Here is a 26,176-nt window from a genome sequence, read left to right as displayed (position 1 = left end):
GCTCCTGGTTGATAGGAGCGTTTCCTGGGCGCCTGGCGAAAGCCTCGCGCCTGTTCTTTTTCCGCGCCGGCTTTCCTGTCTTCACGCTGGCGACGCGGATTGCGTTTTGAGATCGTCGTTATAATCGGCGCTTTGCCGGTGGCTTTCGCATGATCCGCGCGCTTCGTTCCCTCTCGACTCTCACCACGCGCAGAACGCGCAGCCTCTGGCGCCGCTACGGCATCTTCTGGCTGGGCGCGATTCTCGTCGGTCTCGTCGCCGTGTATTACGCGCGGCTAATCGACTGGGGATACGGCCTTTTCATGGGCTTTCGCGCGGAACATGCGTGGCTGCCGCTCATCGTGACGCCGACGGTTGCCGCGCTTTGCGTGCTCGTCACGCGCGCGTTCTTTCGCGGCTCGGAAGGCAGCGGGATTCCGCAGGTGATCGCCGTGCTGCATAGCCCGACATCGGCGGCGGGCGGGCGTCTGCTCACGCTCAAGATTCTCGCCAGCAAGATCGCCGTTTCGTTCCTCGCCATTCTCGGCGGCTTCACCATCGGTCGCGAAGGGCCGACGGTGCAGGTGGGCGCGGCGCTCATGTTCAACATGCGGCGCTTCTATCCTCGCTCGAATTCGCTGATCGAACGCCAGCTCGTGCTCGCCGGCGCGGCGGCCGGATTGTCCGCGGCATTTAATACGCCGCTAGCGGGCATCGTGTTCGCCATCGAGGAACTCACGCGCAGCTTCGAAGTGCGCGCGAGCGGCGTGCTGATCACCGGCATCATCATCGCGGGTATCGTCGCGCTCGGGCTCAACGGCAACTACACCTACTTCGGCACCATCGACGTCGGCGCGCATTTTCCGAAGATGCTGGCCGTGGCCGTCGTCGTCACGGCGATCGTCACCGGCATCGCGGGCGGCGTGTTCTGCTGGCTGCTGCTCAACACGAGCAAGTGGATTCCCGCGCCGTTGCGCAAGCTCCATGCGTCGCAGCCGGTCGCGTTCGCCGCGCTGTGCGGGCTCGTGATCGCGGCGGTCGGCATCGTGTCGGGCGGCAACACCTTCGGCAGCGGCTACGCGGAAGCGCGCGGCCTGCTGGAAGGACGCGAGCATCTTTCGGTGTTCTATCCGCTCCTGAAGATGGTCTCGATGATCGGCTCGTATCTGCCCGGCATTCCGGGCGGGATTTTCGCGCCGTCGCTGTCCATCGGCGCGGGCTTCGGCAACGTCCTGCACATGGTCTTCTCGGACATGCAGTTGCCGATGCTGATCGCGCTCGCGATGGTCGGCTATCTCGCCGCCGTCACGCAATCGCCGATCACCGCGTTCGTGATCGTGATGGAGATGATCAACGGGCACGCGCTCGTCATCTCGCTGATGGCGACCGCGCTTATTTCGAGCCGCGTGTCGCGCGTGTTCGCCCCGCCGCTCTACGAGGCGCTGTCCGAGCGTTACATGACACCCCTCGCGCATCCCGCCGCGCCTTCGCCCGAAGTGCCGGACCCCGAGACGGAGGCCGCTGCCGAGGCGGCTACACCGCAGAAATAGCGCGCGCAAACGATAGCGCGGCAAACAAAAAGCCAGGATCGCGCGATCCTGGCTTTTTCATTTCGATGTCCGCGACAGCACGCGCCGCGCGGACCGATGGCGGCGCTAGGCCTGTGGAATCTCGATCTTCACTTCCAGCACTTCGAGATCGTCCTGACGTTCGAGGCTCACCCGAATATCGTCATCGGAAATCTTCACGTATTTCGAAATCACGGCAACGAGTTCTCGTTGCAACGCCGGCAGGTAATCGGCGGCGGCTTTGCCACCCGCGCGCTCGTGCGCAATGATCAACTGCAAGCGTTCCTTCGCGACCGAAGCGGACTTCTTCTTCTCGCCCAGCAAAAACGAAAGAATCGACATTGCGTCCCCTTACTTGGTGCCGAAGATGCGTTGCAGCAGACCAGGCTTCTGATAGTCGGTGAAACGCAGCGCCTTGTCCTCGCCGAGGAAACGCGACACCACGTCCTTGTAGGCTTCCGCGACGTCCGTGCCGTCCAGATGCACGGCCGGCAAGCCCTGATTCGATGCATGCAGCACCGCTTCCGATTCCGGAATCACGCCGATCAGGTCGATGCGCAGAATCTCCTGAATGTCGTTGAGCGACAGCATCTCGCCTTCGGACACGCGCTTCGGGTTGTAGCGCGTGATCAGCAGGTGCTCCTTCACGGGCTCCTTGCCTTCCATCGCGCGCTTCGTCTTCGACGCGAGAATGCCGAGAATGCGGTCCGAGTCGCGCACGGACGACACTTCCGGATTCGTCACGATGAGCGCCTCGTCGGCGAAGTGCATGGCCATCAGCGCGCCCGACTCGATACCGGCCGGCGAATCGCACACGATGTACTCGAAGTCCATCTTGATGAGTTCGTTGATGACCTTCTCGACGCCTTCGAGCGTGAGCGCGTCCTTGTCACGAGTCTGAGACGCCGGAAGGATGTAGAGGTTCTCGCACTTCTTGTCCTTGATGAGCGCCTGATGCAGGTTCGCCTCGCCCTGGATCACGTTGATCAGGTCGTACACCACGCGGCGTTCGCAGCCCATGATGAGGTCGAGGTTGCGCAGACCGACGTCGAAGTCGATCACGGCCGTCTTGTGGCCGCGAATCGCGAGCGCCGATGCGAAACTCGCGCTCGTGGTCGTCTTGCCGACGCCGCCCTTCCCCGAAGTCACCACAATGATTTTTGCCATACAAGTACCTTGTGTTCGTCAAATGGGTCCGCCTGCGCTTCCTGCACGAGCGCGCGCCAAACGCACCGGGCGCGCGGCTTCAGGTCAGCCGCAGCGGTTCGATCATGAGTTTTTCTTCGTCCAGCCAGATTTGCACGGGCTTGCTCGCCACGTCGGCGGGCAGCGGGTTCTCGGTCGTCCGGTAGATTCCCGCGATGGAGATCAGTTCCGGTTCGAGACACGTGCAGAAGATGCGCGCGTCCAGATTACCGTGCACGCCGGCGAGCGCGCGGCCCCGCAGCGGCGCATAGACGTGGATGTTGCCTTCCGCGATGACTTCGGCCCCGTACGACACGAGCCCGAGCACGATGAGATCGCCCTTCGCGTAGACCTGCTGCCCCGAGCGCAGCGGCCGGTCGATGATGGTCGCCGGTTGCGGCACCGCGGGCGGCGGTTCCTTGGCGACAGCCGCTTCGATGACGGCTGCGGCTTCGGTGTTGGGCTTGGCTTCGTCCACCGATGGCTTCGGCGCGCCGCGGCGATCGCGTGCTTCGAGAATCGGCAGGCCGCCCGAGTTCGCCCATTGAATCGCCCATGTCTGCGCGGGCAGCGCGACGACGCCGACCGGCCGCATGCGCACGCTCTTGAGCAGCGCTTCGAGGTCCGCGAGCGAGATGCGTTCGCCTTCGCCATTACCCAAAGCCGCGAGACGCCGCACGTCGATGGCGACGACATCGTTAGCAAAGAATTCGGGAGTCGCCTCGAAGCGCCGCGTGAGTTCGGTGCGCAGGGCATCGAGGTCTGGAGTCTTGACGACGAAGAGAAGCGTGTCGACGGAGCCGCTGCGCAGTTCGAAGAAGGGCGTTTTGTTGAGCGACATAGGAACGGCCAAAAATTTTGCGTATTTTACAGGCGTACACGCTCGCGGCCATAGTTTTTAAGACCGATTTGCAGCCGCTGGAAAGGAAGAACGCGCGATGAGATGCGCCCGAAAGTCTCAGGCGTCGCGCCCGGTCTTCATGTGACGCACATACAGCGATTCGGCTTCCTGCTCGTTCGCAGGCATGGCGCGGCGATCGCCCGTGGGACCGAAGCCGAGCCGTTCGTAGAAGCGCATCGCGGTGCGGTTTTCATCGGCGATCCACGCATGCACTTCGGATACGCCCTGCTCGGCGAGCCATTGCGACGCGACGTTCACGAGCAGTTCACCGCCGCGCAGGTGACGCACGGCCGGCGCGACCCACAGCGCGCTCACGAACGCGCGCTTGTTGCCGCTCTCCTCGATGTACGCATGCACGAGCCCCGCGGGATGACCTTCGGTGTACAGCAGAAACGTCGCGAGCCGGGGCGAGCTGGCGTGCAGCGCAGCGGTCTGATCGAACGATGCGGGATCGACGAGCAGTGCATCTTCGAGCGTCTCGCCGAACGCGTAGGGCGCTTCGCGCAGCGACGACGTGCGAAGCTCGCGCAGAACCGAACCTTGTTGCGCGGCAATGCGGCTGACGGTCAGTGAGGGACTCATGCGGGCAATTATCTCTCTGGCTTTCTGGCTGTGCTTCGAACGCCTTGCAGCGGCTCGGACACATGGCCCATTCGCGTAGCTTCAACCGAACGGGCGAACCCGTCAATTCCTAAATCTTTGCAAAGTGCCTTACAGCGCACATCCTTCGCGCGCGGCCGGCCGAGGGCGCGGCTCAGGGTGCCGGATACGCGCCGGTGCCGTCCGGCCACGGTGTGAGGACCTCGTAGCCGTCGTCGGTGACGGCGACCATGTGCTCCCACTGCGCGGAGAGCGACCGGTCCTTGGTGGTCACCGTCCAGCCGTCGCGCGATTGCTGCGTGGCCGCGCGGCCCGCGTTGATCATCGGCTCGATGGTGAAGACGAGGCCAGGCTTGAGTCGCAGACCGGCGCCCTTCTGGCCGTAGTGCAGCACTTGCGGGTCTTCGTGATACACGCGCCCGATGCCGTGGCCGCAGTACTCGCGCACGACCGAAAAGCCTTCGCGATGCGCGACCGACTGAATCGCGAAGCCGATATCGCCGAGCGTCGCGCCGGGACGCACCTCGCGGATGCCTGCGAGCATCGCTTCGTAGGTCGTCTCGGTGAGGCGGCGTGCTTCCTTGCCGGGCGTGCCCGCGTAATACATGCGGCTCGTGTCGCCGAAGTAGCCGTCCTTGATGATCGCGACGTCGATGTTGATGATGTCGCCGTCTTTCAGTTCCTTCGGTCCCGGAATGCCGTGGCAGACCACGTGATTCACCGAGGTGCAGACGGTCTTCGGAAAGCCCATGTAGCCGACGTTCGCCGGCACGGCCTTGAGTTCGTTGACGATGAACCGGTTGCAGATGGCGTCGAGCTCGTCCGTGGTGACGCCGGGGCGGACGTGTTCGGCGATCATCGCGAGAACTTCGGCGGCCATGCGGCCAGAGATGCGCAACTTTTCGATGTCGGCGGGGGTCTTGAGCGTGATGGCCATTGAGCGATGCGGATGGATTCGTGCCGCCTGCATGCGGGCGCCGGGCCGCCGTTCGCGAACGTTCGACGCGCGCCGCGCACGAGGACAATGAGGCCGATGATAGCATTCCCGCTTTCGTCGCCGGCTGCTTTCAGGCTGCGTCCCTTGCCCGATGGCTGCCCTTGCGATGCGGCTTCGTCTGTGTTCAAGTGCGACGAATCGACTTTTCGTACGGAGCGTTATGAGCTTGTATCGCTTGAGTGTGGCTTGTGTGCTGGCGTCGGCTGCGGCGGCGCTCGCCGCGTGTGGATCGACGAGTGGCCCGGAACTGCGGGCATCGAAACCTGTGATCTATGTGTCTTCGGCGCGCACGGCGTCGGATGTATCCAGTTGCCTTCAGCGCATGCTGCCGTCGGCGCAGATGACGCGCGACCAGGGCTCGACCGAGCTTCTCGTAGGATCGAACGCGTGGCTCGTGACGCTGACGCCGTCCGGTTATGGCTCGATCGTCAAGGTGCAGCACGCGGCGTCCGACGACGGCGGCGTGCCCGAGCCGGAACTGCGCTTCGATGTGGCGCGCTGCGCGGTCTGAAGGCAATGCGCGGCCGTCGCGCCGCGCGTCCCGTCCATCAGTGAACCGCTGACTGAAAACGAAAAACCCCGCAAGCCTGACGACTTGCGGGGTTTTGAATTTTGGCGGAAAGGGTGGGATTCGAACCCACGGTACGGGGAAACCGTACGCCTGATTTCGAGTCAGGTACATTCGACCACTCTGCCACCTTTCCGTCTACCAGCTTCCTGCTGCCGGCCTTCGCTGAACGGGTCGTTGCTCAACGAAGAATCGAAGTATATCGAAGTCGTGAAAGCTTTCCAAGCACCTTTTTGCAAATAAACATCATGCAGCCGGCGCTTCAATTCGCTCCGCGCCGCGCATGTAGGGACGCAGCGCGGCCGGAATGGTCACCGAGCCGTCCGCATTCTGGAAGTTCTCCAGCACCGCGACGAGCGTGCGGCCGACCGCGAGCCCCGACCCATTGAGCGTGTGTACGAACTCCGGCTTGTTCTGCGCATTGCGAAAGCGCGCCTGCATGCGCCGCGCCTGAAAGGCCTCGGTGTTCGAGCAGCTCGAGATCTCGCGATACGTGTTCTGCGCCGGCAGCCACACTTCCAGATCGAACGTCTTCGCCGCCGAGAAACCCATGTCGCCCGTGCAGAGCGTGATCACGCGATACGGCAGTTCGAGCTTCTGCAGAATGGCTTCGGCCTGTCCGACCATCTCGTCGAGCGCCGCGTACGAGTGTTCGGGCGCGACGACCTGCACCATCTCGACCTTGTCGAACTGATGCTGGCGAATGAGACCACGCGTATCGCGGCCATACGAGCCCGCCTCCGAGCGGAAGCACGGCGAATGCGCCGTCAGCTTCACCGGCAGCGCGCTCGCTTCGAGAATGCTGTCGCGCACCGTATTCGTCAGCGAAATCTCGGACGTCGAAATGAGGTACTGCGTGACCGTGTTCTCGTCGCCGCCCTTCTCGACGCGGAACATGTCGTCGGCGAATTTCGGCAACTGACCCGTGCCGTAGAGAATCTCCGGATTCACGATGTACGGCGTGTAAGCCTCGGTGTAACCGTGCTGTTCCGTATGCGTGTCGATCATGAACTGCGCGAGCGCGCGATGCAGCCGCGCAATCGGCCCGCGCAGCAGCGTGAACCGCGCGCCCGAGAGCTTCGCGCCGGTCTCGAAATCGAGTCCCAGCGGCGCGCCAACGTCCACGTGGTCCTTCACCTCGAAGTCGAACGCGCGCGGCGCGCCCCAGCGCCGCACTTCGACGTTGTGCGTCTCGTCCTGGCCGACGGGCACGCTTTCGTGCGGCAGGTTCGGCACCGTCAGCATGAGGTCCGACAGGCGCTTCTGGATGTCTTCGAGCTTCGCCGCCGATTCCTTCATCGTGTCGCCGATGCCGCTCACTTCCGCCATCACGGCCGACGTGTCCTCGCCACGGCCCTTCATCGCGCCGATCTGCTTCGACAGGCTGTTGCGGCGCGCCTGCAGTTCTTCGGTGCGCGTCTGAATCTCGCGGCGCTCGGCTTCGAGCGCGGCGAAGGCGGCGACGTCGAGCGTGTAGCCTCGATCGGCGAGGCGCTTCGCGACGCCGTCCAGGTCTTTGCGGAGGAGTTGAATGTCGAGCATGGCGGGGCTGCGTTTGTTAAGTATTCGGAAACGCCGATTCTAGCGCACGGGCTCAGGCGTTCGCGGGCATCGCGGGATCGCTTGGCGAAATGCGCCTCGTGCCGCAGCGAAACGACGCTCAACGCTTCTTCGGGTCCGGATGCTCGCGGCGCCAGGCTTCGTCGAGTTCGGAAAGCCGCGCGAGCTTTTCGCTGATCTTGCCTTCTAGGCCGCGCGGCGTCGGCTGATACCAGTGCGGATCGCGCATGCCGTCCGGCAGATACGTTTCGCCCGCGGCGTACGCGTCCGGCTCATCGTGCGCGTAGCGGTACTCGTGGCCGTAGCCCAGTTCTTTCATCAGCTTGGTCGGCGCGTTGCGCAAATGCACCGGCACGCCACGCGACTGGTCCCGGCTGACGAACCGCCGCACCTCGTTGTACGCGTTGTAGCCAGCGTTCGACTTCGGCGCGACGGCGAGATAGATGAGCGCCTGCGCGATGGCGAGTTCGCCCTCCGGCGTGCCGAGACGCTCGTACGTTTCGGCGGCGTCGAGCGCGATGCGCGCGCCGCGCGGGTCGGCGAGCCCGATGTCCTCCCACGCCATGCGCACGATGCGCCGCACGAGATAACGCGGGTCCGCGCCGCCGTCGAGCATGCGGCAGAACCAGTACAGCGCGGCGTCCGGATTGCTGCCGCGCACCGACTTGTGCAGCGCGCTGATCTGGTCGTAGAACGCGTCGCCGCCCTTGTCGAAACGGCGCAGATTCTCGGCGAGCGCGCTACCGAGCAGCGCGCCGTCCACCTCGGTTTTCTTCTGCTGGGCCGCTGCCCGCGCGACGATTTCCAGATTGTTCAGCAGTTTGCGGCCGTCGCCGTCGGCCGAACCGACGAGCGCCTCGCGCGCTTCGTCCGTGAACGTCAGTCCGCCGAGTTCGGCCGTCGCGCGTTCGAGCAGTTCCTTGAGCTCGTCGGCATCGAGACTCTTCAGCACATACACGGCCGCGCGCGACAACAACGCGCTGTTTACTTCGAACGACGGATTTTCCGTCGTCGCGCCGACGAACACGAAAAGCCCCGACTCGACGTGAGGCAAGAACGCATCCTGCTGGCTCTTGTTGAAGCGATGCACTTCGTCGACGAACACGAGCGTCTGCCGCCCGTTCGCGCGATGAATCTGCGCCGTCTCGACGGCCTCGCGGATGTCCTTCACGCCCGAGAGCACCGCCGACAGCGAGATGAACTCGGCGTCGAAGGCCGCTGCCATCAAGCGCGCGAGCGTGGTCTTGCCGACGCCGGGCGGGCCCCACAGAATCATCGAGTGGGCCTCGCCCGACTCGAACGCGACGCGCAGCGGCTTGCTCGGCCCGAGCAGATGCTTCTGCCCGATGACTTCGTCGATGGTGCGGGGACGCAGACGCTCCGCGAGCGGAACGGTGCCACGGTTTTCTTCGAACATGTGCTGTGGACGCAATTGGAGCGGTTGAAGCAAATGGATGCGGGCTCTCGCGCGGAGTCCGCACGCGGCGATAAGCTTGCGCTTTTTCCCGTGCGCCCGGCATCGGCCGTTCGGCCTAGTTTTCAAGCCGGGCGACGGCAGGCACAATCGCGCACGATTCGGGTGATTATGACAGCCGCGCGCCGGGCGCGAACGGCACCGCTCCAACCGACTTCTATAGGCAGACCTTTCGATGCAGCAAGAGAACACTTCCACCTACGCGCCGCTCGTGCCGGTGCCCGCCGAGCGCCGCGCCTTCGGCATGAGCGACGCCTTCGCGCTCTGGTTCTCGCTCGGCATCGGCCTGCTCGTCGCGCAGGCGGGCGCGCTGCTGGTGCCGGGACTTTCGCTGCCGCACGCGCTCGCCGCGATCGCCATCGGCACGGTGATCGGCGTCGTGCTGCTGGCGCTCGCGGGCGTGGTCGGCACGGATACCGGGCTCGCGGCCATGTCCTCGCTGCGGCCGACGCTCGGCGTGCGCGGCGCGTCGGTGCCCGCCGTGCTCAATGCGGTGCAACTGGTCGGCTGGGGATCGTTCGAGATCATCGTGATGCGCGATTCCGCCGACGCGCTCGCGAAGCAATCCTTCCATCTCTCGATGCCGCTCGTCTGGACGCTGCTTTCCGGCGCGCTCGCGACGCTGCTCGCGGTGAGCGGGCCGCTCTCGTTCGTGCGGCGCTTTTTGCGCACATGGGGCATCTGGCTCCTGCTCGGCGGGGCCGGCTGGCTCACATGGAATCTGCTGTCGAAGCACGATCTCGCCGCGCTGATGGGGCGCCCCGGCACCGGCGAAATGGCGTTCGGCGCGGGCATCGACCTCGTGGTGGCGATGCCGCTGTCGTGGCTGCCGCTCATCGCCGATTACACGCGCTTCGGCCGCAGCGCGAGCGGCACGTTTCGCGGCACGCTGCTCGGCTACGGCATCGCGAATCTCTGGTTCTATGCGCTCGGCGCGGTCTACGGCCTGGCTGCGGGCGGCGGCGACACGTTGCTCACCGTCGCGCTCGCGCAGGCGGGCGGCGGCATTGCGCTGCTGCTGATTCTGATCGACGAAATCGACAACGCCTTCGCCGACATTCACTCGGCGGCCGTGTCCACCGGCACGTTCTGGGCGCGCGCGAGCGTGCCGATGTTGTCGGCGGCGTTCGGCGCGCTGTGCACGCTCGTCGCGCTCGTCGTCGCGATGGGGAAGTATCAGAACTTCCTGCTCCTGATCGGCTCCGTGTTCGCGCCGCTTTTCGGCGTCGTGCTGGCGGATCACTTCATCGTGCGAAAGCGCCGTGTGGATGCTGCCGCCCTCGGCCGTCTCGACGGGCGCTACGGCTACTCGGGCGGCTGGCACGTGAGCGCGTTCATCGCGTGGGCGGTCGGCATCGCGGCCTATCACGCCATTAACGCGTGGCTGCCGAATCTCGGCGCGACGCTGCCGGCGCTCGCGCTCGGCGCAGTGTGCTATTTGCTGCTGGTATCGACGCGGCGGGCGGCGGTCGCCTCGTGACCTGAACGGCAGCGCGCGAGGATTCGGCTCGCAAATCAACGCGCTAGGCGACTTGTCAGGCGCTTTTCCACAGGGCGTTGCACAGAAGTTGTGGAGAACTGCCCAGGGCGCGCGCTGGTATTTCCGTTCACGCGTTTGAGAAGCGATGCCTTCATCGCGAGTCTAGCGACGGCGCTCCGCGTCTTGTGATTGCAGCTTCTTAGCAGTCGAAACTATCGAACATCTGCCTAGGCAACACGCATCGCACATTTTTCAACCGCGCAAGCGAAAAGTCATTGTCGAATCAATCGGAGTCCTCCTATTATCGTCTGACGCATTGACGGATCGAGTAAGACCACATCCGCCGATGCGCGCGGTATCGAACCGCGACAACACGACCAATAAGGGGAACACGATGAACAAGATGACGCTGCGCAGTGCGGGAAGCTGGCGAATTGCAATGGCAGGCGCGGCCGCCTGTTTCGCCCTATCGGCGAACGCGTACACCATGCCGGGCGGCACGATCACGTTCCGAGGCGCGCTTGTCTCGCCACCTTTCGCGATATCGGCGCGACCAGCCATGCACGCAGGTGCATCGACCACGCTGAGGCAAAACGGACGAACAGCGACCGTCGCGTTCGACGCTTTTCCGAACAGCACCCCGAACGCCGTGGCTTCGCTGATGGTCGACAACCATCGTGCGAAATCGGATGCCCTCGTCACGGACTTCGTCGACGGCAACGGCCATCGCATCGCCGCAGCAAGCGACGGTGCATTCCGCGTCGGCGCTTCGGGCGGACTGTTGTCGATGCAAAACAGATCGCCGTCCGCGATGCGCGTGACGCTCGTCACGGAATATCGCTAGACGCGCCATAAGCGACGCGCGGCTCCGAAGAGCCGCGCCGCGACATCATCCGTTGATGACGTCCGCGCCTTTCGGCACGTTGAACTTGAAGGTGTCGGCCTTGACCGGCGGGTTCTTCTGGATGTTCGAGAACGTGAGCAGCGTCACGTTGCCGAATACGTCGTGCAGTTCCATCGCTTCGAGATTGCCGTCCTTGAAGCCGATGCCGACCGTCTGGAATTGCGTGTCTTTCGCCTTCGGCGTGAGTTCGAGCCAGTCGATGCCGCCCTTCACGCCCGCATCGCGCAACGTGAAGTTCTTCTCCAGATCGTTGCTGCCGAAGAGAATGGCCGCCGGGCTCGCGCCGAGCGCGCCGCCGAGATTGCGCACCGTCACCTGGTTCAGGTCTTTGTCGTAGACGTAGAGCTTGTCGCCGTCGGCCTGCAACAACTGCGAATACGGCTTCTCGTAGGACCAGATGAACTTGCCGGGCCGCGCGAACATGAACGTGCCGCTCGATGTCGCGCCCTTGGTCGGCGTCGTGGTGCTGCTTGCGCCGTTGTTGACCTTGCCGGGCGCCTTGACTTCCTGCTGCGTGAAGTCGCCGCGCGCCGCGTGAACCTGCGACACGAACATCTTCAACTGCTCCGTGCCGCTCGCGAATGCATGCGATGCAAACAGCATCGACGCCGACAGCAGCGCCGCGCCGAATGCCTTCTTCCCCGTGTACTGCTTCATGCCGTTGTTCTCCTTCCGTTGCCGCCCGCGCTATTCCGACTCGCGCGCGGGCGTGAGGATCTCGCGGTTGCCGTTCGACGACATGGCGGACACGAGACCCGAATTCTCCATCTGTTCCAAAAGGCGCGCGGCGCGGTTATAGCCGATGCGCAAGTGCCGCTGCACGAGCGAAATCGACGCGCGCCGGTTCTTGATCACGACCTCGACCGCCTGATCGTACAAAGGATCGGACTCGCCATCGGTCGAGCCGGTTCCGCCCGCGCCCGCCGCGCCTTCGTCGCCCTCGCCCGCGAGCCCGCCTTCCAGAATGCCTTCGATGTAATTCGGCTCGCCGTGCTCTTTCAGCTTGTCGACCACGCGATGCACTTCCTCGTCCGACACGAACGCGCCGTGCACGCGCACCGGCAAGCCCGACCCCGGCGGCAGATACAGCATGTCGCCCATGCCGAGCAGCGATTCCGCGCCCTGCTGATCGAGAATCGTGCGCGAGTCGATCTTCGACGACACCTGGAACGCCATGCGCGTCGGCACGTTCGCCTTGATGAGGCCGGTGATCACGTCCACCGACGGGCGCTGCGTCGCGAGAATCAGATGGATGCCCGCCGCCCGCGCCTTTTGCGCGATACGCGCGATCAGTTCTTCCACCTTCTTGCCGACGACCATCATCAGATCGGCGAGTTCGTCGATCACCACGACGATATTCGGCAGGCGCGTGAGCGGCTCGGGATCGTCGGGCGTGAGGCTGAACGGGTTCGGGATCTTCTCGTCGCGCTTCTTCGCCTCGTCGATCTTCGAGTTGAAGCTCGCGAGATTGCGCACGCCCATCTTGCTCATGAGCTTGTAGCGGCGCTCCATTTCGGCGACGGCCCAGTTCAGCGCGTGACCGGCCTGCCGCATGTCGGTGACGACCGGGCACAGCAGATGAGGAATGCCTTCGTAGACGCTCATTTCGAGCATCTTCGGATCGATCAGAATGAGCCGCACCTGCTCGGCGCTCGCCTTGTAGAGCAGCGAGAGGATCATCGCGTTGATGCCGACCGACTTGCCCGAGCCCGTCGTGCCCGCGACCAGCAAGTGCGGCATTTTCGCGAGGTCGGCGCACACCGGATTGCCGCCGATATCCTTGCCGAGGCCCATCGTGAGCGGCGAGGCCGCCGCCGCGTAGACTTCGGAACCGAGAATTTCGGACAGCTTGACGGTCTGCCGGCGCTGATTCGGCAATTCGAGCGCCATGTAGTTCTTGCCCGGAATCGTCTCGACCACGCGGATCGACACGAGCGAGAGCGAGCGCGCCAGATCCTTCGCGAGCCCGACGATCTGGCTGCCCTTCACGCCCGTCGCCGGCTCGATTTCATAGCGCGTCACGACCGGCCCCGGATACGCGGCGACCACGCTCACCTCCACGCCGAAGTCCTTCAGCTTCTTTTCGATCAGGCGCGACGTGTATTCGAGCGTATCGGCGGCGATGGTTTCCTGCGTCTTGGGCGGCGGATCGAGCAACGAGATGGCCGGCAATGTGGAATCGCCCGGCAGATCGGCGAAAAGCGGCACCTGCTTTTCCTTCTCGACGCGCTCCGAGCGCGGCGGCGTGGCGACCGGCGGCACGATCACGATCGGCTCGTGATCCTCGCTCTTCACGCGCGAGCGCACGACCTTGCCTTCGCGCTTGGATGCGGCTTCTTCGCCGAGCTTGCGGTCGCGGCCCGCTTCGCGGCGCAGTTGCGCGCCGGTGATCGCATTGAGAATGCCCTCGCCGACCTTCTCGCACACCGAGAGCCACGAGAACCGGAAATAGAGCGACAGACCGATGGCGAGCGCAATCAGCAGAAACAGCGTCGCGCCCGTGAAGCCGAGCGCATGCGAGACGTGACGCGCGATCATGTCGCCGACCACGCCGCCCGGCGCGCGCGGCAGCGGCACCTTGAGCGACCACATGCGAAGCGCCTCGATGCCGTCCGTTGCAAGCAGCACGAGCACGAACGCGAACGCTTCGGCAAGCCACGTGCGGTCGCGCGGCGCGTTTTCATCGTCCGACGATGCTTGCGCCGCCGGCTCCGCGATGCGCCGGTAGTTCGCGACGATGCGCCGCCCGAGCAGCACGACGAGCCAGTAAGACGACAGCCCGAACACGAGCAGCAGAATGTCCGACGTGTACGCGCCGACGCGCCCGGCCCAGTTGGAAATGTGATCGACGCTCACCGCGTGCGTCCAGCTCGGATCTTTCCGGCTGTACGAAATGAGCGCCATGACGAGGAAGAGCCCGAGGGCGACCTGGAGAATCCAGCGAATCTCGGTGAAGAGCCGCGACATGCGGTGCGGCAACGCCTGCGGGCTCGCGGAATAGGATGCTTTGGCCATTGATTCGGTGTCGCTTGTCGCGGCCTTCGTCGGTTGGATCGGGGCCGCATGAACGGTGACCTATTGTAAACGCTGCATTGCGGTGAAAGGCGCAAAAACGGCCCCGTTCTTGCAACCTGTAACACTCCTCACATGCCGTTCATCGCCCGTTTCTGCGTGAAATCTGCGACGCGCGCCTATCAAAGCCATTGAAAGGTTCACTCGGAACGCTTTGGCAGCGGCCTTTATAATCGAGGTTTCGCATCCAACTACGGGTCATCGGCGGCACGCATCGGGTGCCGAACTTGCTGCGCGAAGCAGAGCGCATGCACTGCCGATCCGACCATCCATAACGGACCACCATCATGTCATCACCGCAACCCGCGCCCAAACACGCCAAAGTGCTGATTCTCGGTTCCGGCCCCGCCGGCTATTCCGCCGCCGTCTACGCGGCCCGGGCGAATCTGGCGCCGCTGCTCGTCACCGGCCTCGCGCAAGGCGGCCAGCTGATGACCACGACCGACGTGGAAAACTGGCCGGGCGATCCTTCGGGCGTGCAGGGTCCGGAACTGATGCAGCGCCTGGAAGAGCACGCGCGCCGGTTCAACACCGAGATCGTCTTCGACCACATCCATACGGCGAAGCTCAACGAGCGTCCGCTGCGTCTCATCGGCGATGCGGGCGAGTACACGTGCGATTCGCTCATCATCGCGACGGGCGCGTCGGCGCAGTATCTCGGCAATCCGTCGGAACAGGCGTTCATGGGCAAGGGCGTGTCGGCCTGCGCGACCTGCGACGGCTTCTTCTATCGCAACGGCGAAGTGGCGGTGATCGGCGGCGGCAACACCGCGGTCGAAGAAGCGCTGTATCTGTCGGGCATCGCGAAGAAGGTGACGGTCATTCACCGCCGCGACAAGTTCCGCGCCGAGCCGATCCTGATCGACCGCCTGCTCGCGAAGGAAAAGGAAGGCGTCGTCGACATCAAGTGGAATCACGTGCTCGACGAAGTGACCGGCGACGAATCCGGCGTCACGGGCCTGCGCGTCAAGCACACGCAGACCGGCGAAACCACGGACATTGCGCTGCAAGGCGTGTTCGTCGCGATCGGCCACAAGCCGAACACCGAGCTCTTCGCGGGTCAGGTGGAGATGAAGAACGGCTACATCCTGACGAAGGGCGGCACGAGCGGCAACGCGACGGCAACGAGCATCCCCGGCGTGTTCGCCGCGGGCGACGTGCAGGACCACATCTACCGCCAGGCCATCACCAGCGCGGGAACCGGCTGCATGGCCGCGCTCGACGCGCAGCGTTATCTGGAAGCGATCGACGAAACGCCGACGCCGCACTCGATGAGCCACGAAAAGGATCGGTAAGCACGAGGGCGCGGCGCGCCTTCACCTTGACGACGCATTTCGTCGAAGAACGGGCCCCGGTTCGCGCCGCCGGCCCGTTTTTTGTTTCCTACGTTGTCGATGCCCGTTTCGCGCCGGCGTATCCGAGGATGACCGCGCCCGTGGCACAATCGGCGCGCTGCGTCGGATTGCCGCCTCCCTTCCGCCGCTGCCCGCGCAGCCGTACCTTCTGGCCGAACGATGCCGAAAAATCATCCTCACCCGAACGAACCGAAGCCTCGCCGTCCGCAGACGCCACGCCCGGCCGCTGTCGAAAAGCCTCCGGCCGCCGATCCGCGCGATGTCAAGGACGCCGTCAAGCGCGACGGGCTCGCGGGCCTCGCCGGGCTGAAGGACGCGCTCAAGTCCGACGCCGACAAGCGCGCCGCCGAACGCGCGGCGGCGGTGCTCGCCGAACGGGAAGCAGCCGCACACGCGGACGAGTTTCGCCGGTCCATCGGCCAGATCGAGCCGCTCAAGACGCCGCCGCGCATGCCGGTGACGCGCGTGCCCCCGCCGCCGCTTCCGCTGCAAAGCCGCCGCGACGAGGAAGCCGTGTTGCAGGAGGCGCTCTCCGACGAATACGACCCGGAAAGCCTGCTCGATATCGACGAGACGCTTTCCTACTGCCGGCCTGGCATCAGCCAGGAAGTCGTGAAGAAGCTGCGGCGCGGCGCGTGGATCGTCCAGGCGCAGCTCGATCTGCACGGCATGCGGCGCGAGGAAGCACGCGAGGCGTTGGCGGAATTCATCCGCGAATCGGTGAAGCGCGGACTGCGCTGCCTGCGCGTGATTCACGGCAAGGGGCTCGGCTCCATCGGCAAGGAACCGATTCTCAAAGGCAAGGTGCGCGCGTGGCTCACGCAGAAGGCCGAAGTGATTGCCTTTTGTCAGGCGCGTCCGCACGACGGCGGCGCGGGGGCCGTGCTCGTGCTGTTGCAGCCGGGCGGCACGCCGCGGCACCACAATCATCCCCAAGACAAGACCCGCTGACTGAACGACCGTGCATCCGAGACTCACCCTCGCCATTTCCATCATGGAGGCGTTCGCGATCTTCGCGTATGCGCTCTCCGGCCTCATCGAAGCGAGAAAGCGGCGGCTGGACGCCGTGGGCGCCTTTCTCGTCGCGCTCGCCACGGCGTTCGGCGGCGGCACGGTGCGCGACGTGCTGCTCTCGCGCCGGCCGTTCTACTGGGTCGAGCATCAGGATTACGTGCTCGCGATCTTCGCGATGGCGATCTTCGCGCCGCTCTTTCTGCGCCTGACTTCGCGCCTGTTCGACCAGCGCGCGCTGCTCGTCACCGACGCGATCGGACTCGGCCTGTTCAGCGGTCGGGCACGTCGATCGCGCTCGATGCGCAGATGCCCGCGTTCACCGCGACGATGATGGGCGTCACGACCGGCGTCTTCGGCGGCATCATGCGCGACGTGCTGTGCAACGAGATTCCGCTGATTCTGCGCGATTCGCGGCCCTACGCCGTGTGCGCGTTCGCGGGCTGCTGGATCTATCTCGGCCTCGCGCAACTGGACGTCGATACCATCTACAACGTGCTGCTTTCGACGGCATTCATCCTCGTCGCGCGGCTCGCCACGTTCAAGCTGGACATTCGCCTGCCGCATTAGGGCGGGCGGGAAAACCCGTCCGTTTGCTACAATCGCGAAGTCAATCCGCCCCGTCCGGCCGCTCGCGCCGGTGCTTCGGGGCATCGGTTTCCTGTCGTCAACACGCACACAGAACATGAATATCGAGCAAGCGCGTTTCAACATGATCGAGCAACAGATTCGTCCCTGGGATGTGCTGGACCTGGACGTGCTCAACCTGCTGTCGATCGTCAAGCGCGAGAACTACGTTCCCGCCGCCTATCGCAATATCGCTTTCGCGGACCTCGAAATCCCGCTGCCGGGCGGCGAGCGCATGCTGGCCCCGAAGATCGAAGCGCGCATCCTGCAAGAACTGACGGTCCACAAGGGCGAGACAGTGCTCGAAATCGGCGCGGGCTCGGGCTACATGGCCGCGCTCCTCGCGCATCGCGGCCGCAGCGTGACGACCGTCGAAATCTCGCCGGAACTGGCCGAATTCGCGAAGCAAAATCTCGCGGCCAACGGCGTGACGAATGCGGAAGTAGTTGTGGGCGACGGCGCGCGCGGCTGGAGCCAGGGCGCACCGTTCGACGTCATCTGCGTGTCGGGCGGCCTGCCCGTGATGCCGCAGGAGTTTCTGGAACTGCTGAACATCGGCGGGCGCATCGCGGCGTTCGTCGGCACGGCGCCTGTGATGGAAGCGCAGATCATCACGCGCATCGACGAGAAGCAGTTCCGCGTGTCGGCCGTGTTCGAGACGTTCGTCGCACCGCTCAAGAACGCGCTGCATCCGCCCGCGTTCAAGTTCTGAGCGTTCGACTTTCGCCGCCGGGCCGCCGGGCTTCCCCGCGCCCGGCGTCCGCTTCGCCCACATCCTTCCGCGCCCGGTATTTCATGCAAAACCTGACCGCATCCGAACTCGCCGCGTGGCTCGCGGATTCTTCCCGCCCCGCTCCCGTTTTGCTCGACGTGCGCGAGCCGTGGGAACTGCAAACGGCGAAGATGGAGAACGTCGTGTCCATTCCGATGCGCGACATTCCCGCGCGCAGCGAAGAACTGGAAGACGACGCGCAGATCGTCTGTATTTGCCATCACGGCGCACGCAGCGCCCAGGTCGGCATGTTCCTCGAATCGCGCGGCTTCACGAATATCTTCAATCTGTACGGCGGCATCGACGCGTGGTCGCGTCAGGTGGATCCTTCGGTTCCGACGTATTGACTTCTGCGGGCGCCGTCGCCCGCGTCTCGTTTGGCTATTTCAGCTATTTCGGCGCCCCACAAAGCAAAGGCCGCATACGCTCTCACGCATGCGGCCTTGTCTCGCTGAACCCACGCCCTAGACGACGTTCATCGCCAGCGCGCTCGCCCGATAATGCTCGGCGGCCTTCTCGGCATCGCCCAGTTGCTCATGCAGGCGCGCCAGCGCCCGATGCGTCCGGATCTTGAGCGGCTCGTTGTCCGCCAGCTTGAGCGCCGATTCGAGAAACGCCTGCGCCTTGCCCCACAACTGCTGATGCAGGCACAAGCGCCCGAGCGTGAAAAGCAGGTCCGCGTCTTCCGTGCGCTCCTTCTGCCAGGCTTCGGCGCGCTGAATGAGCGGGAACGCATCGCCGCCCACCACGCAATCCGGATAGCGCCGCAGCAGCCGCGCGTCCCAGTTATGCGCGAGCGCCTCCTCGACAATCTTTCTCGCCTCCGCGCGGCGGTCCAGCGCGATCAGCAGTTCCGCGGCGAGATCCGCGAGACGCGGCGACTGGCGCTCCGTCGCGGAAAGCGACTGCCACAGTTCCAGCAACGCGTCCGGATTGTGCCGCCGGTCGCGCAGCAGATTTTCCGCCGCGACCTGCCGCAAACGCACGGCGACCGCCGGATGCAACGCCTCGCGCTTCTCTAGCATGCGCACGAGCTTCAGCACTTCGGCCCAGTTCTTCAGCTGTTGCTGCGCGCGCAGCGCGATCTGCTGCGCGTGAATGCGCCGCCCGCCCTGCGCCTGAATCTCCGTCAACGCGACGAGCGCGCCGTCCGCGTCGCGGCCATCGGCGCGCATGTCGGCGGTGGCCATCAGACGCGCGTCCTGCCAGTCCGCTCCGCTGATCTGCGCGAGCCATTCGTCGCGACGCCCGTATTCATGCAGCCGATGCGCCGCGTTCGCGCCGATCAGCCCCGCCGCGCCCTGATTCTCCGCGACGGAAAGCGCATCGCGGGCAGCCTTCTCCGCCTTCGAGAAACGCCCGGCGTACAGGTGGCCGATGGCATCGCGCAACGAAGCGTTCGCCTTCGCGAGCCGGCTGCGGGCGCGGTAAGCGGCCACGCGCTGCGGCATTTTCCAGACGCCGCGCGCCGCCCGAATCAGCGCGTACAGCGCGATGAACAGCACGACGAGCGCCACCGCGAACAGATTGAGCGACACGTCCACGCGATACGGCGGAACGACGATCAATACCTGCCCGCCATTGAAGCCGCCGACCGTCGCGACGATCACCGCGACCGCGAAGAGCAGCGCGAGCCAGATGAGTCCTCGAATCGTCATCATCCGCCTCGCTTGAACTGATGAACGGCGGCAAGGCTCGCGTCCAGGTTCGGCACGGCGACCGCGAGCGACGACTGATCGACCTGTTTCACGAGATCGCGCACGGCGGCGACCTTCTTGGACGACGGATCGAAGTAGCGGCCGAGCGCGGCATCCGCTGCCGCGAGATCCGACTTCAGCGTGGATTCACTGCGCGAAAGCAGCGACAGACGCGCCGACAACAGGCGCAGCTTCACGTTCTCGCGCACGAAGTAGCCCTGATCGGGCGACGTGAGCATGGCGTCCGCATTGTCGATGCGCCGCACCGACACGAGACTGGACAACTGCTGTCCGATGCCGGTCGTGATCTGCCGCCACAGCACCTTCCAGCGCGGCTCGCCGGTGGCCGCCGCGATCGACGCGCTGTCGCCCGGCGCGGCGGCCTGCGCCCGCGCGGGCTCGATCGGCGCCTCGCCCGCGAGCGGCAAGCCGTCGATCTGCTCGATGGCCGTATCCAGCTTGATCGCGAGACCGGTGAGGTCGGTGGTTTGCGTCGACTTGAGCTTGTCGATGTCCTGCGCGATGGCCTTGCGGATCGCGACGACTTGCGGGCCGGTCGTCGCGGCGAGGCGCGTGTCGGCGCTTTGCAGCGCGAAGAGCGCGAGCTGGACGTTGCCCGTCAACTGCAACTGCTGGCTTGCGCTGGAGAGAATCTGCTCGACTTCCGCGATCGTCCAGTCGTCGCGGTTGCTCGCGAGATCCTGATACTGCTGCTGCAACGCCTGACTGTGCGCTTCGGCATCGGCGAGCTTGCCCTGCAACTGGATCAGCTGCGTGTTGAGCGCGGAGGTGGCGCTCGCCGCCTGATCGGCCTTCGCGCGCAGCGCGGCGTTCTGCGCATCGGCTTCTTCGACGCGCTGCGCCATTTCCTGTTCCTTGCGGTCCACTTTGCGGTTCAGCGCGTAGCCGCCCGCGCCCGCCGCCACCGCCAGAATGGCGATGACGAACCACAACAACACAGTGCCCGCGCCGCCGCGCCGCTTCTGTTGTTCATACGGCGTGAAGGGCGTGTTCGGCGGCAAGGGCGGTGTCACGTTCGGCTGAGGTGAAGCTTTCTTGGAATCGTTCGAGTCAGTCATGCGTGATTGAGCCGTTTGGTGGGCCGGCGGCGTGGCCGGCGATGTGTCGGTCGCTCGAGAGAATGCGCCGGCCGTCGCCTGCGCGTCGGGCTCCTGATTCGCTGCCGAGGCGTAGGGAAACAGCGCCTTCAGCGTATGCACGATGCGTTCGTCGCCGGCGCCGGACACCGTAATCCTATCAAAACCCGTTTGGCGCGCGGCTTCGGCAATGCGCGGGTGCGGGCAGACGAGCGGCGCGTGCTTGAGCCGGGCGATCTCGTCGGCGGTGAGATGCTCGCGGGCGAGCTCATCCAGATTGCGCACGCCTTCGGAACTGGTGAGCAGCCACGCATGATCGCCGCCCAGCAGCGCGTGAATGCGCTCCCACTTGCGCATGGACGGCTCGGGCAGCAGACGCCGGTATGCCGCGACCTTCGTCACCCGGGCGCCGGCCTGTTCGAGCCGTTCGGCGAGCCACTCGCGCCCGCCGTCGCCGCGCACGATCAGGACGCGCCGGCCGTCGAGTCCGTTCGCGCCGAAGTGCGACTCGATGGCGGCGTAGAGCGCCTCCGAGTCGAAACGCGGATCGTCTGCTTCTTCCGACGGGCTGATCACGCAATGCGTCGGCGCATGCACGCCTTGCCGCGCGAGCGCCGCGACGCTGCCCGGGCCGACGACCGCCACCGCCACGTCCGCCGGCCACGGCGCGAAGAGGCGGCCGAACGCATGATCGACCGCGTTCGGCGACACGAACACGACGAGCGCGTAGCGCTCGGGCGCATACAGTTCGTCGAGCGCGGCGCGAAGAGGCGCGTCGTCGGCGACCGGCGCGATGTCGATCAGCGGAAATTCGAACGCGTCGAAGCCGGCGCGCCCGAGCCGCTCGACGAGCGCCGACGACTGCCCGCCCGGACGCGTGATGACGACGGTGGCGCGGACCGCGCTCGCCATCAGGATGCGTTCGCCGCGGGCGGCGGCTCGTTGGGCGCGTCGGCGCGGCTCATCGTCGAAAGCGCGTTGACGATCTCGCTCGCGCCCTGCGCTTCGAGATCGGCCGACACCCGCTGACCGAGCGCGAGCGCGCCGGCCAGATCGGGCGCGCGCACCGCTTCCTCGGCGCGCAGCATGCGTTTGCCGTCAGGCATCGACACCGCGCCGCGCAGAAACAGCGCGCCGTCGCGCCAGTGCGCGAACGCGGCGAGCGGCACTTCGCAGCTTCCGCCGAGCGCGCGCGACACCGCGCGTTCCGCTTCGACGGCGAGCGCGGTGGCTTCGTCATGCAGCGGCGCGAGCCACGCCGCGAGTTCCGGGCGATCGGCGCGAATCTCGATGCCGAGCGCGCCCTGCCCCGCCGCCGGCAAGCTCTCGGACGCATCGAGGCATGCGCGAATGCGCGATTCCAGGCCGAGCCGCTTGAGACCCGCCGCCGCGAGAATGATCGCCGCGTAATCGCCGCGATCGAGCTTGGCGAGGCGCGTGTCGAGATTGCCCCGCAGCGGCCGCACGTCGAGATGCGGAAAGCGCGCGCGGATCATCGCTTCGCGGCGCAGGCTGGACGTGCCGACGACGCTGCCCGCAGGCAAGGCATCGAGCGATTCGTAGTGCGGCGACACGAAGGCATCGCGCGGGTCTTCGCGTTCGAGAATGGCGCCGAGCGTGAAGCCTTCGGGCAACTGCATCGGCACGTCCTTCAGTGAATGCACCGCGAGATCGGCGCGGCCTTCCGCGAGCGCGGCTTCCAGTTCCTTCACGAAGAGACCCTTGCCGCCGACCTTGGACAGCGTGCGGTCCAGAATCTGATCGCCGCGTGTCGTCATTCCGAGAATTTTGACGTCGCAAGATGGATATAATTTGTGCAGCGCACACCGCACATGCTCGGCTTGCCACATCGCGAGCCGGCTTTCCCGCGAAGCGATGACAAGCGTGGCGGGCGGTGTCGTTGAATGCGTCTCGGAATTCATTGATGCTCGATCGAATACGGGATGAAATAACGAACAATGGTAGCACGCACGCCACGGTCCATTCGGGCATGGGCGGCGCGCGAGAGCCTTGTCCGGCGCGCCTTTCCGAGCGCCGGGAAGCGGGCTTGGCGCATGGGGAGACACATGCGCCGGGCGCGGACGCCTCGCACACGTTCATCTTTTGCTGGTCCGCATGACTTGCTTCGCGCGGCGCCGCACAGGCCGCCGTTTCGCCGATGGTCCCTGGCTTCGCCTATCAGAGAGCAGAGAGAGGAACTCAACGTGACGTCTTCCGCTTCGGCCCGCCCGGCGCGCCGCAACGCCGCATCGCCCGACTCATCCTCCGACACGTCCAGCGCGGCGGCGTCGCCTTCCAATTCGAAGACGCGGGCCGCAGGCGCCGCGAAAGCGTCCACGGCGGCGGTCGACGTCGAGGAGAAGCCGGGCGTCGAAGTAATGGTGAAAGCGCCGAAAGCGGAGAAGCCGTCGAAGAAGGCCAAGGCCGCTTCGGTCGCGGACGCGAACGTCGCCGCCGAATCCCCGGAAGCCGAGCCCGCCGACCGCGCGAAGCCCGCGAGCCGCGCCCGCGACGACAAAGACCGCCCGCTCTTCGAAGACATTCGCTTTATCGGCCGCGTGCTCGGCGAAGTGCTGCGCGAGCAGGAAGGCGACGCCGTGTTCGACATGGTCGAGGCGATTCGCCAGACCGCCGTCAAGTTTCGCCGCGAGGACGACGTGGATGCCTCGCAGACGCTGGAAAAGCGCCTGCGTGCGTTGTCGCCGGAGCAGACGGTATCCGTCGTGCGCGCGTTCAGCTATTTCTCGCATCTGGCGAACATCGCGGAAGACCGGCACCACAACCGCCGCCGCCGCATTCACGCGCTCGCGGGCTCGGCGCCGCAGCCGGGCACCATCGCCTATGCCATCGAGCGCATGCGCGAGCAGAAAAACGTCAGCGCGACGCGCAAGATGCTGCAGAACTTTTTCGACGACGCGCTGATCGTTCCGGTGCTCACCGCGCATCCGACCGAAGTGCAGCGCAAGAGCATCCTCGACGCGCAACACGACATCGCGCGTCTGCTCGCCGAACGCGATCAGGAACTGACCGCCCGCGAACGCGCGCAGAACGAGTCGGTGCTGCGCGCGCGCGTCACGTCGCTCTGGCAGACGCGCATGCTGCGCGACGCGCGCCTGACCGTCGCCGATGAAATCGAGAACGCGCTCTCCTACTATCGCGCGACCTTCCTCGCGGAGATTCCCGCGCTCTACGCCGACATCGAAGCCGCGCTCGCCGAGCACGGCCTGCCCACGCGCCTGCCGCCGTTCTTCCAGATGGGAAGCTGGATCGGCGGCGACCGCGACGGCAACCCCAACGTCACGGCGGAAACGCTCGACGCTGCCATCACGCGGCAGGCGACCGTCATCTTCGAACACTATCTGGAAGAGGTGCACAAGCTCGGCGCGGAACTGTCGGTGTCGAACCTGCTCGCAGGAGCGAGCGATGCGCTGCTCGCGCTCGCCGATGCGTCGCCGGACCATTCGCCGCATCGCACGGACGAGCCGTACCGGCGCGCGCTGATCGGCATCTACACGCGGCTCGCGGCGAGCGCGCGCGTGCGGCTCGGCGAAGGCGTGGTGTCCGTGCGCAGCGCCGGGCGCGGCGCGGCCCCGATCCGCGCGACGCCGTATGCGGACGCCGCCGAGTTCACGCGCGATCTGAACGTGTTGATCGAATCGCTTGGGCAGAACCACGGCGCGTCGCTGGCGGCGCAGCGCCTGTCGCCGCTCGCGCGGGCGTCGGAAGTGTTCGGCTTTCATCTCGCGAGCATCGACTTGCGGCAAAGCTCGGATATTCACGAAGCGGTCGTGGCGGAACTGCTTGCGCGCGGCGGCGTCGTGGCCGATTACGCGTCGCTCGACGAAGCGCAGAAGCGCGACGTGCTGTTGAAAGAGCTCGGCCAGCCGCGGCCGCTGCGCCTGCCGTACGCGCAATACTCCGATCTCGCGAAAAGCGAACTCGGCGTGCTGGAAGCGGCGCGGGAAATCCGCGAGAAGTTCGGCGCGCGGGCGGTGCGCAACTACATCATCTCGCACACGGAAACCGTCAGCGATCTGCTCGAAGTCATGCTGCTGCAAAAGGAAACCGGCGTGCTGCAAGGCTGTCTGGGCAGCAAGGACGACGCCGCGCGCGACGGCCTGATGGTCATTCCCCTCTTCGAAACCATCGCGGACTTGCGCAATGCGCCCGTCATCATGGGCGAATTCTTCGCGCTGCCGGGCATCGACAAGCTGATCGAGAATCAGGGCCAAGAGCAGGAAGTCATGCTCGGCTATTCGGACAGCAACAAGGACGGCGGCTTTCTCACGTCGAACTGGGAGTTGTATCGTGCGGAACTGGCACTCGTTGCGCTGTTCAAGGAGCGCAAGACGACGCTCAGGCTCTTTCACGGACGCGGCGGCACAGTCGGGCGCGGGGGCGGTCCGACGTATCAGGCGATTCTTTCGCAGCCGCCCGGGACCGTCGACGGCCAGATCCGGCTAACCGAGCAAGGTGAAGTGATCGCGAGCAAGTTCGCGAACGCGGCAATCGGGCGGCGCAACCTGGAGACGGTCGTGGCCGCGACGCTCGAAGCAACGCTCTTGCCGCACGAGAACGCGCCCGCGCAGCTGCCGCAGTTCGAAGCGACGATGCAGACGCTCTCGGATGCCGCGATGTCGGCGTATCGCGCGCTCGTCTACGAGACGCCCGGCTTCACCGACTACTTCTTCTCCTCGACGCCGATTGCGGAAATCGCGGAACTGAACATCGGCAGCCGGCCGGCGTCGCGCAAGCTGCAAGACCCGAAGCATCGGAAGATCGAGGATTTGCGCGCGATTCCGTGGGGCTTCTCGTGGGGCCAGTGCCGGCTGCTCTTGACCGGCTGGTACGGCTTCGGCAGCGCGGTGACCGCCTATCTCGATGAAGCCGGATCGGATGCCGAGCGCAGCCGGCGTCTTGCAGCGCTTCGCAAGATGCACAAGACCTGGCCGTTCTTCAAGAATCTGCTGTCGAACATGGACATGGTGCTCGCGAAGACCGATCTCGCGGTGGCGTCGCGTTACGCGCAGCTCGTCAGCGACAAGAAGCTGCGCAAGCTCGTGTTCGACAAGATCGTCGCGGAACACGAGCGCACTTGTCGCGTGCTCACCGAGATCACCGGCCGAAGCGAGCGGCTTTCCGACAACCCGCTGCTCGCGCGTTCCATCAAGAACCGCTTTCCGTACCTCGATCCGCTGAATCACTTGCAGGTGGAACTGCTCAAGCGCCACCGCGCGGGCGATCAGAACGTGCGGCTGCGGCGCGGGATTCATTTGACCATCAACGGAATCGCGGCGGGGCTGCGCAATACCGGCTGACGCTTTCCGCG

22 protein-coding genes, 1 tRNA gene and 1 pseudogene are annotated in these 26,176 nt (G+C 65.4%); 9 read left to right on the top strand and 15 right to left on the bottom strand.

Features of this window, described 5'->3' with window-relative positions:
* Positions 1–149: 149 nt before the first annotated feature.
* Positions 150–1,529 (top strand): chloride channel protein, encoded by a 1,380-nt coding sequence (locus LDZ26_RS03265; protein ID WP_244848139.1) that lies wholly within the window; start codon positions 150–152, stop codon positions 1,527–1,529.
* A 105-nt stretch (positions 1,530–1,634) separates the two neighbouring features.
* Here the strand turns inward: LDZ26_RS03265 and minE are convergent, their stop codons facing one another.
* The 5 genes from minE to map form a co-directional block, all read right to left on the bottom strand.
* Positions 1,635–1,889, bottom strand: coding sequence for a cell division topological specificity factor MinE (minE, locus tag LDZ26_RS03260; RefSeq protein WP_106855712.1), 255 nt, complete (start codon positions 1,887–1,889; stop codon positions 1,635–1,637).
* 9 nt (positions 1,890–1,898) lie between these two features.
* Entirely contained in the window at positions 1,899–2,714 is an 816-nt protein-coding gene (gene minD, locus LDZ26_RS03255) for a septum site-determining protein MinD (protein ID WP_175939742.1), read from the bottom strand.
* A 79-nt stretch (positions 2,715–2,793) separates the two neighbouring features.
* Positions 2,794–3,573, bottom strand: a complete 780-nt coding sequence (gene minC, locus LDZ26_RS03250; protein WP_244848138.1) for a septum site-determining protein MinC — start codon at positions 3,571–3,573, stop codon at positions 2,794–2,796.
* 117 nt (positions 3,574–3,690) lie between these two features.
* The gene (locus LDZ26_RS03245; RefSeq protein ID WP_244848137.1) at positions 3,691–4,215 is read right to left on the bottom strand and encodes a GNAT family N-acetyltransferase; all 525 of its coding nucleotides are present in this window, start codon (positions 4,213–4,215) and stop codon (positions 3,691–3,693) included.
* A 172-nt stretch (positions 4,216–4,387) separates the two neighbouring features.
* A complete protein-coding gene (gene map, locus LDZ26_RS03240; protein ID WP_244848902.1) occupies positions 4,388–5,170 on the bottom strand; it encodes a type I methionyl aminopeptidase in 783 nt (260 codons plus the stop codon).
* Positions 5,171–5,390: 220 nt separating this feature from the next.
* Between map and LDZ26_RS03235 the strand changes: the two genes are divergently transcribed.
* The gene (locus tag LDZ26_RS03235) at positions 5,391–5,741 is read left to right on the top strand and encodes a hypothetical protein (protein WP_244848136.1); all 351 of its coding nucleotides are present in this window, start codon (positions 5,391–5,393) and stop codon (positions 5,739–5,741) included.
* Positions 5,742–5,843: 102 nt separating this feature from the next.
* Here LDZ26_RS03235 and LDZ26_RS03230 read toward each other — a convergent pair.
* The 3 genes from LDZ26_RS03230 to LDZ26_RS03220 all read right to left on the bottom strand — a co-directional run bounded on the left by LDZ26_RS03230 (position 5,844) and on the right by LDZ26_RS03220 (position 8,775).
* Positions 5,844–5,934, bottom strand: a tRNA-Ser gene (locus tag LDZ26_RS03230).
* 110 nt (positions 5,935–6,044) lie between these two features.
* On the bottom strand, positions 6,045–7,340 hold the full coding sequence (gene serS, locus LDZ26_RS03225; protein ID WP_244848135.1) for a serine--tRNA ligase: 1,296 nt from the start codon (positions 7,338–7,340) through the stop codon (positions 6,045–6,047).
* 118 nt (positions 7,341–7,458) lie between these two features.
* Positions 7,459–8,775, bottom strand: coding sequence for a replication-associated recombination protein A (locus LDZ26_RS03220; protein WP_244848134.1), 1,317 nt, complete (start codon positions 8,773–8,775; stop codon positions 7,459–7,461).
* A 232-nt stretch (positions 8,776–9,007) separates the two neighbouring features.
* On the opposite strand from LDZ26_RS03220, the gene cytX reads away from it, so the two are divergent.
* Positions 9,008–10,312 (top strand): putative hydroxymethylpyrimidine transporter CytX, encoded by a 1,305-nt coding sequence (cytX, locus tag LDZ26_RS03215; protein WP_244848133.1) that lies wholly within the window; start codon positions 9,008–9,010, stop codon positions 10,310–10,312.
* Between the two features lie 252 nt (positions 10,313–10,564).
* Here the strand turns inward: cytX and LDZ26_RS03210 are convergent, their stop codons facing one another.
* From LDZ26_RS03210 to LDZ26_RS03200, 3 genes are read right to left on the bottom strand one after another with little or no spacing between them, the layout of a single operon-like run.
* Complete coding sequence (locus LDZ26_RS03210) at positions 10,565–11,143, bottom strand: hypothetical protein (RefSeq protein ID WP_244848132.1); 579 nt, start codon at positions 11,141–11,143, stop codon at positions 10,565–10,567.
* A gap of 58 nt (positions 11,144–11,201) precedes the next feature.
* Positions 11,202–11,873: an outer membrane lipoprotein chaperone LolA gene (gene lolA, locus LDZ26_RS03205; RefSeq protein WP_244848131.1), complete on the bottom strand. Its 672-nt coding sequence runs from the start codon at positions 11,871–11,873 to the stop codon at positions 11,202–11,204.
* A 30-nt stretch (positions 11,874–11,903) separates the two neighbouring features.
* Positions 11,904–14,231, bottom strand: coding sequence for a DNA translocase FtsK (locus LDZ26_RS03200; protein ID WP_244848130.1), 2,328 nt, complete (start codon positions 14,229–14,231; stop codon positions 11,904–11,906).
* A gap of 344 nt (positions 14,232–14,575) precedes the next feature.
* Between LDZ26_RS03200 and trxB the strand changes: the two genes are divergently transcribed.
* From trxB to LDZ26_RS03175, 5 genes and pseudogenes are all read left to right on the top strand, one after another.
* Positions 14,576–15,583, top strand: a complete 1,008-nt coding sequence (gene trxB, locus LDZ26_RS03195) for a thioredoxin-disulfide reductase (protein WP_244848129.1) — start codon at positions 14,576–14,578, stop codon at positions 15,581–15,583.
* A 219-nt stretch (positions 15,584–15,802) separates the two neighbouring features.
* Positions 15,803–16,594 (top strand): Smr/MutS family protein, encoded by a 792-nt coding sequence (locus LDZ26_RS03190; RefSeq protein ID WP_244848128.1) that lies wholly within the window; start codon positions 15,803–15,805, stop codon positions 16,592–16,594.
* Positions 16,595–16,604: 10 nt separating this feature from the next.
* A pseudogene (locus tag LDZ26_RS03185) lies at positions 16,605–17,224 on the top strand (trimeric intracellular cation channel family protein).
* Between the two features lie 115 nt (positions 17,225–17,339).
* Complete coding sequence (locus LDZ26_RS03180; protein ID WP_244848127.1) at positions 17,340–17,993, top strand: protein-L-isoaspartate O-methyltransferase; 654 nt, start codon at positions 17,340–17,342, stop codon at positions 17,991–17,993.
* An 83-nt stretch (positions 17,994–18,076) separates the two neighbouring features.
* A complete protein-coding gene (locus LDZ26_RS03175) occupies positions 18,077–18,400 on the top strand; it encodes a rhodanese-like domain-containing protein (RefSeq protein ID WP_175939728.1) in 324 nt (107 codons plus the stop codon).
* A 117-nt stretch (positions 18,401–18,517) separates the two neighbouring features.
* On the opposite strand, the gene LDZ26_RS03170 is transcribed toward LDZ26_RS03175, so the two are convergent.
* Genes LDZ26_RS03170 through LDZ26_RS03155 form a run of 4 tightly spaced genes read right to left on the bottom strand, consistent with a single transcriptional unit; the run spans position 18,518 to position 23,269 of the window.
* Entirely contained in the window at positions 18,518–19,711 is a 1,194-nt protein-coding gene (locus LDZ26_RS03170) for a heme biosynthesis protein HemY (protein WP_244848900.1), read from the bottom strand.
* Entirely contained in the window at positions 19,711–21,759 is a 2,049-nt protein-coding gene (gene hemDX / locus LDZ26_RS03165) for a fused uroporphyrinogen-III synthase HemD/membrane protein HemX (RefSeq protein ID WP_244848126.1), read from the bottom strand. Before hemDX ends, LDZ26_RS03170 begins: the two co-directional genes overlap by 1 nt.
* Entirely contained in the window at positions 21,759–22,769 is a 1,011-nt protein-coding gene (hemC, locus tag LDZ26_RS03160; protein ID WP_244848125.1) for a hydroxymethylbilane synthase, read from the bottom strand. Before hemC ends, hemDX begins: the two co-directional genes overlap by 1 nt.
* Positions 22,766–23,269 carry a hypothetical protein gene (locus LDZ26_RS03155; protein WP_244848124.1) on the bottom strand — a complete coding sequence of 168 codons (504 nt, stop codon included), beginning with the start codon at positions 23,267–23,269 and terminating at the stop codon, positions 22,766–22,768. The genes hemC and LDZ26_RS03155 overlap by 4 nt, the downstream gene beginning before the upstream one ends.
* On the opposite strand from LDZ26_RS03155, the gene ppc reads away from it, so the two are divergent.
* Positions 23,226–26,165: a phosphoenolpyruvate carboxylase gene (ppc, locus tag LDZ26_RS03150; RefSeq protein ID WP_244848123.1), complete on the top strand. Its 2,940-nt coding sequence runs from the start codon at positions 23,226–23,228 to the stop codon at positions 26,163–26,165. The two genes, LDZ26_RS03155 and ppc, sit on opposite strands and share 44 nt — an antisense overlap.
* The last annotated feature ends 11 nt before the right edge of the window (positions 26,166–26,176 follow it).

It is taken from the genome of Caballeronia sp. SL2Y3 (genome assembly GCF_022879575.1).
Classification (GTDB): domain Bacteria; phylum Pseudomonadota; class Gammaproteobacteria; order Burkholderiales; family Burkholderiaceae; genus Caballeronia.
The sequence above is the reverse complement of the archived record's forward strand: the minus strand, read 5'-3'. Positions and strand labels throughout refer to the sequence as shown.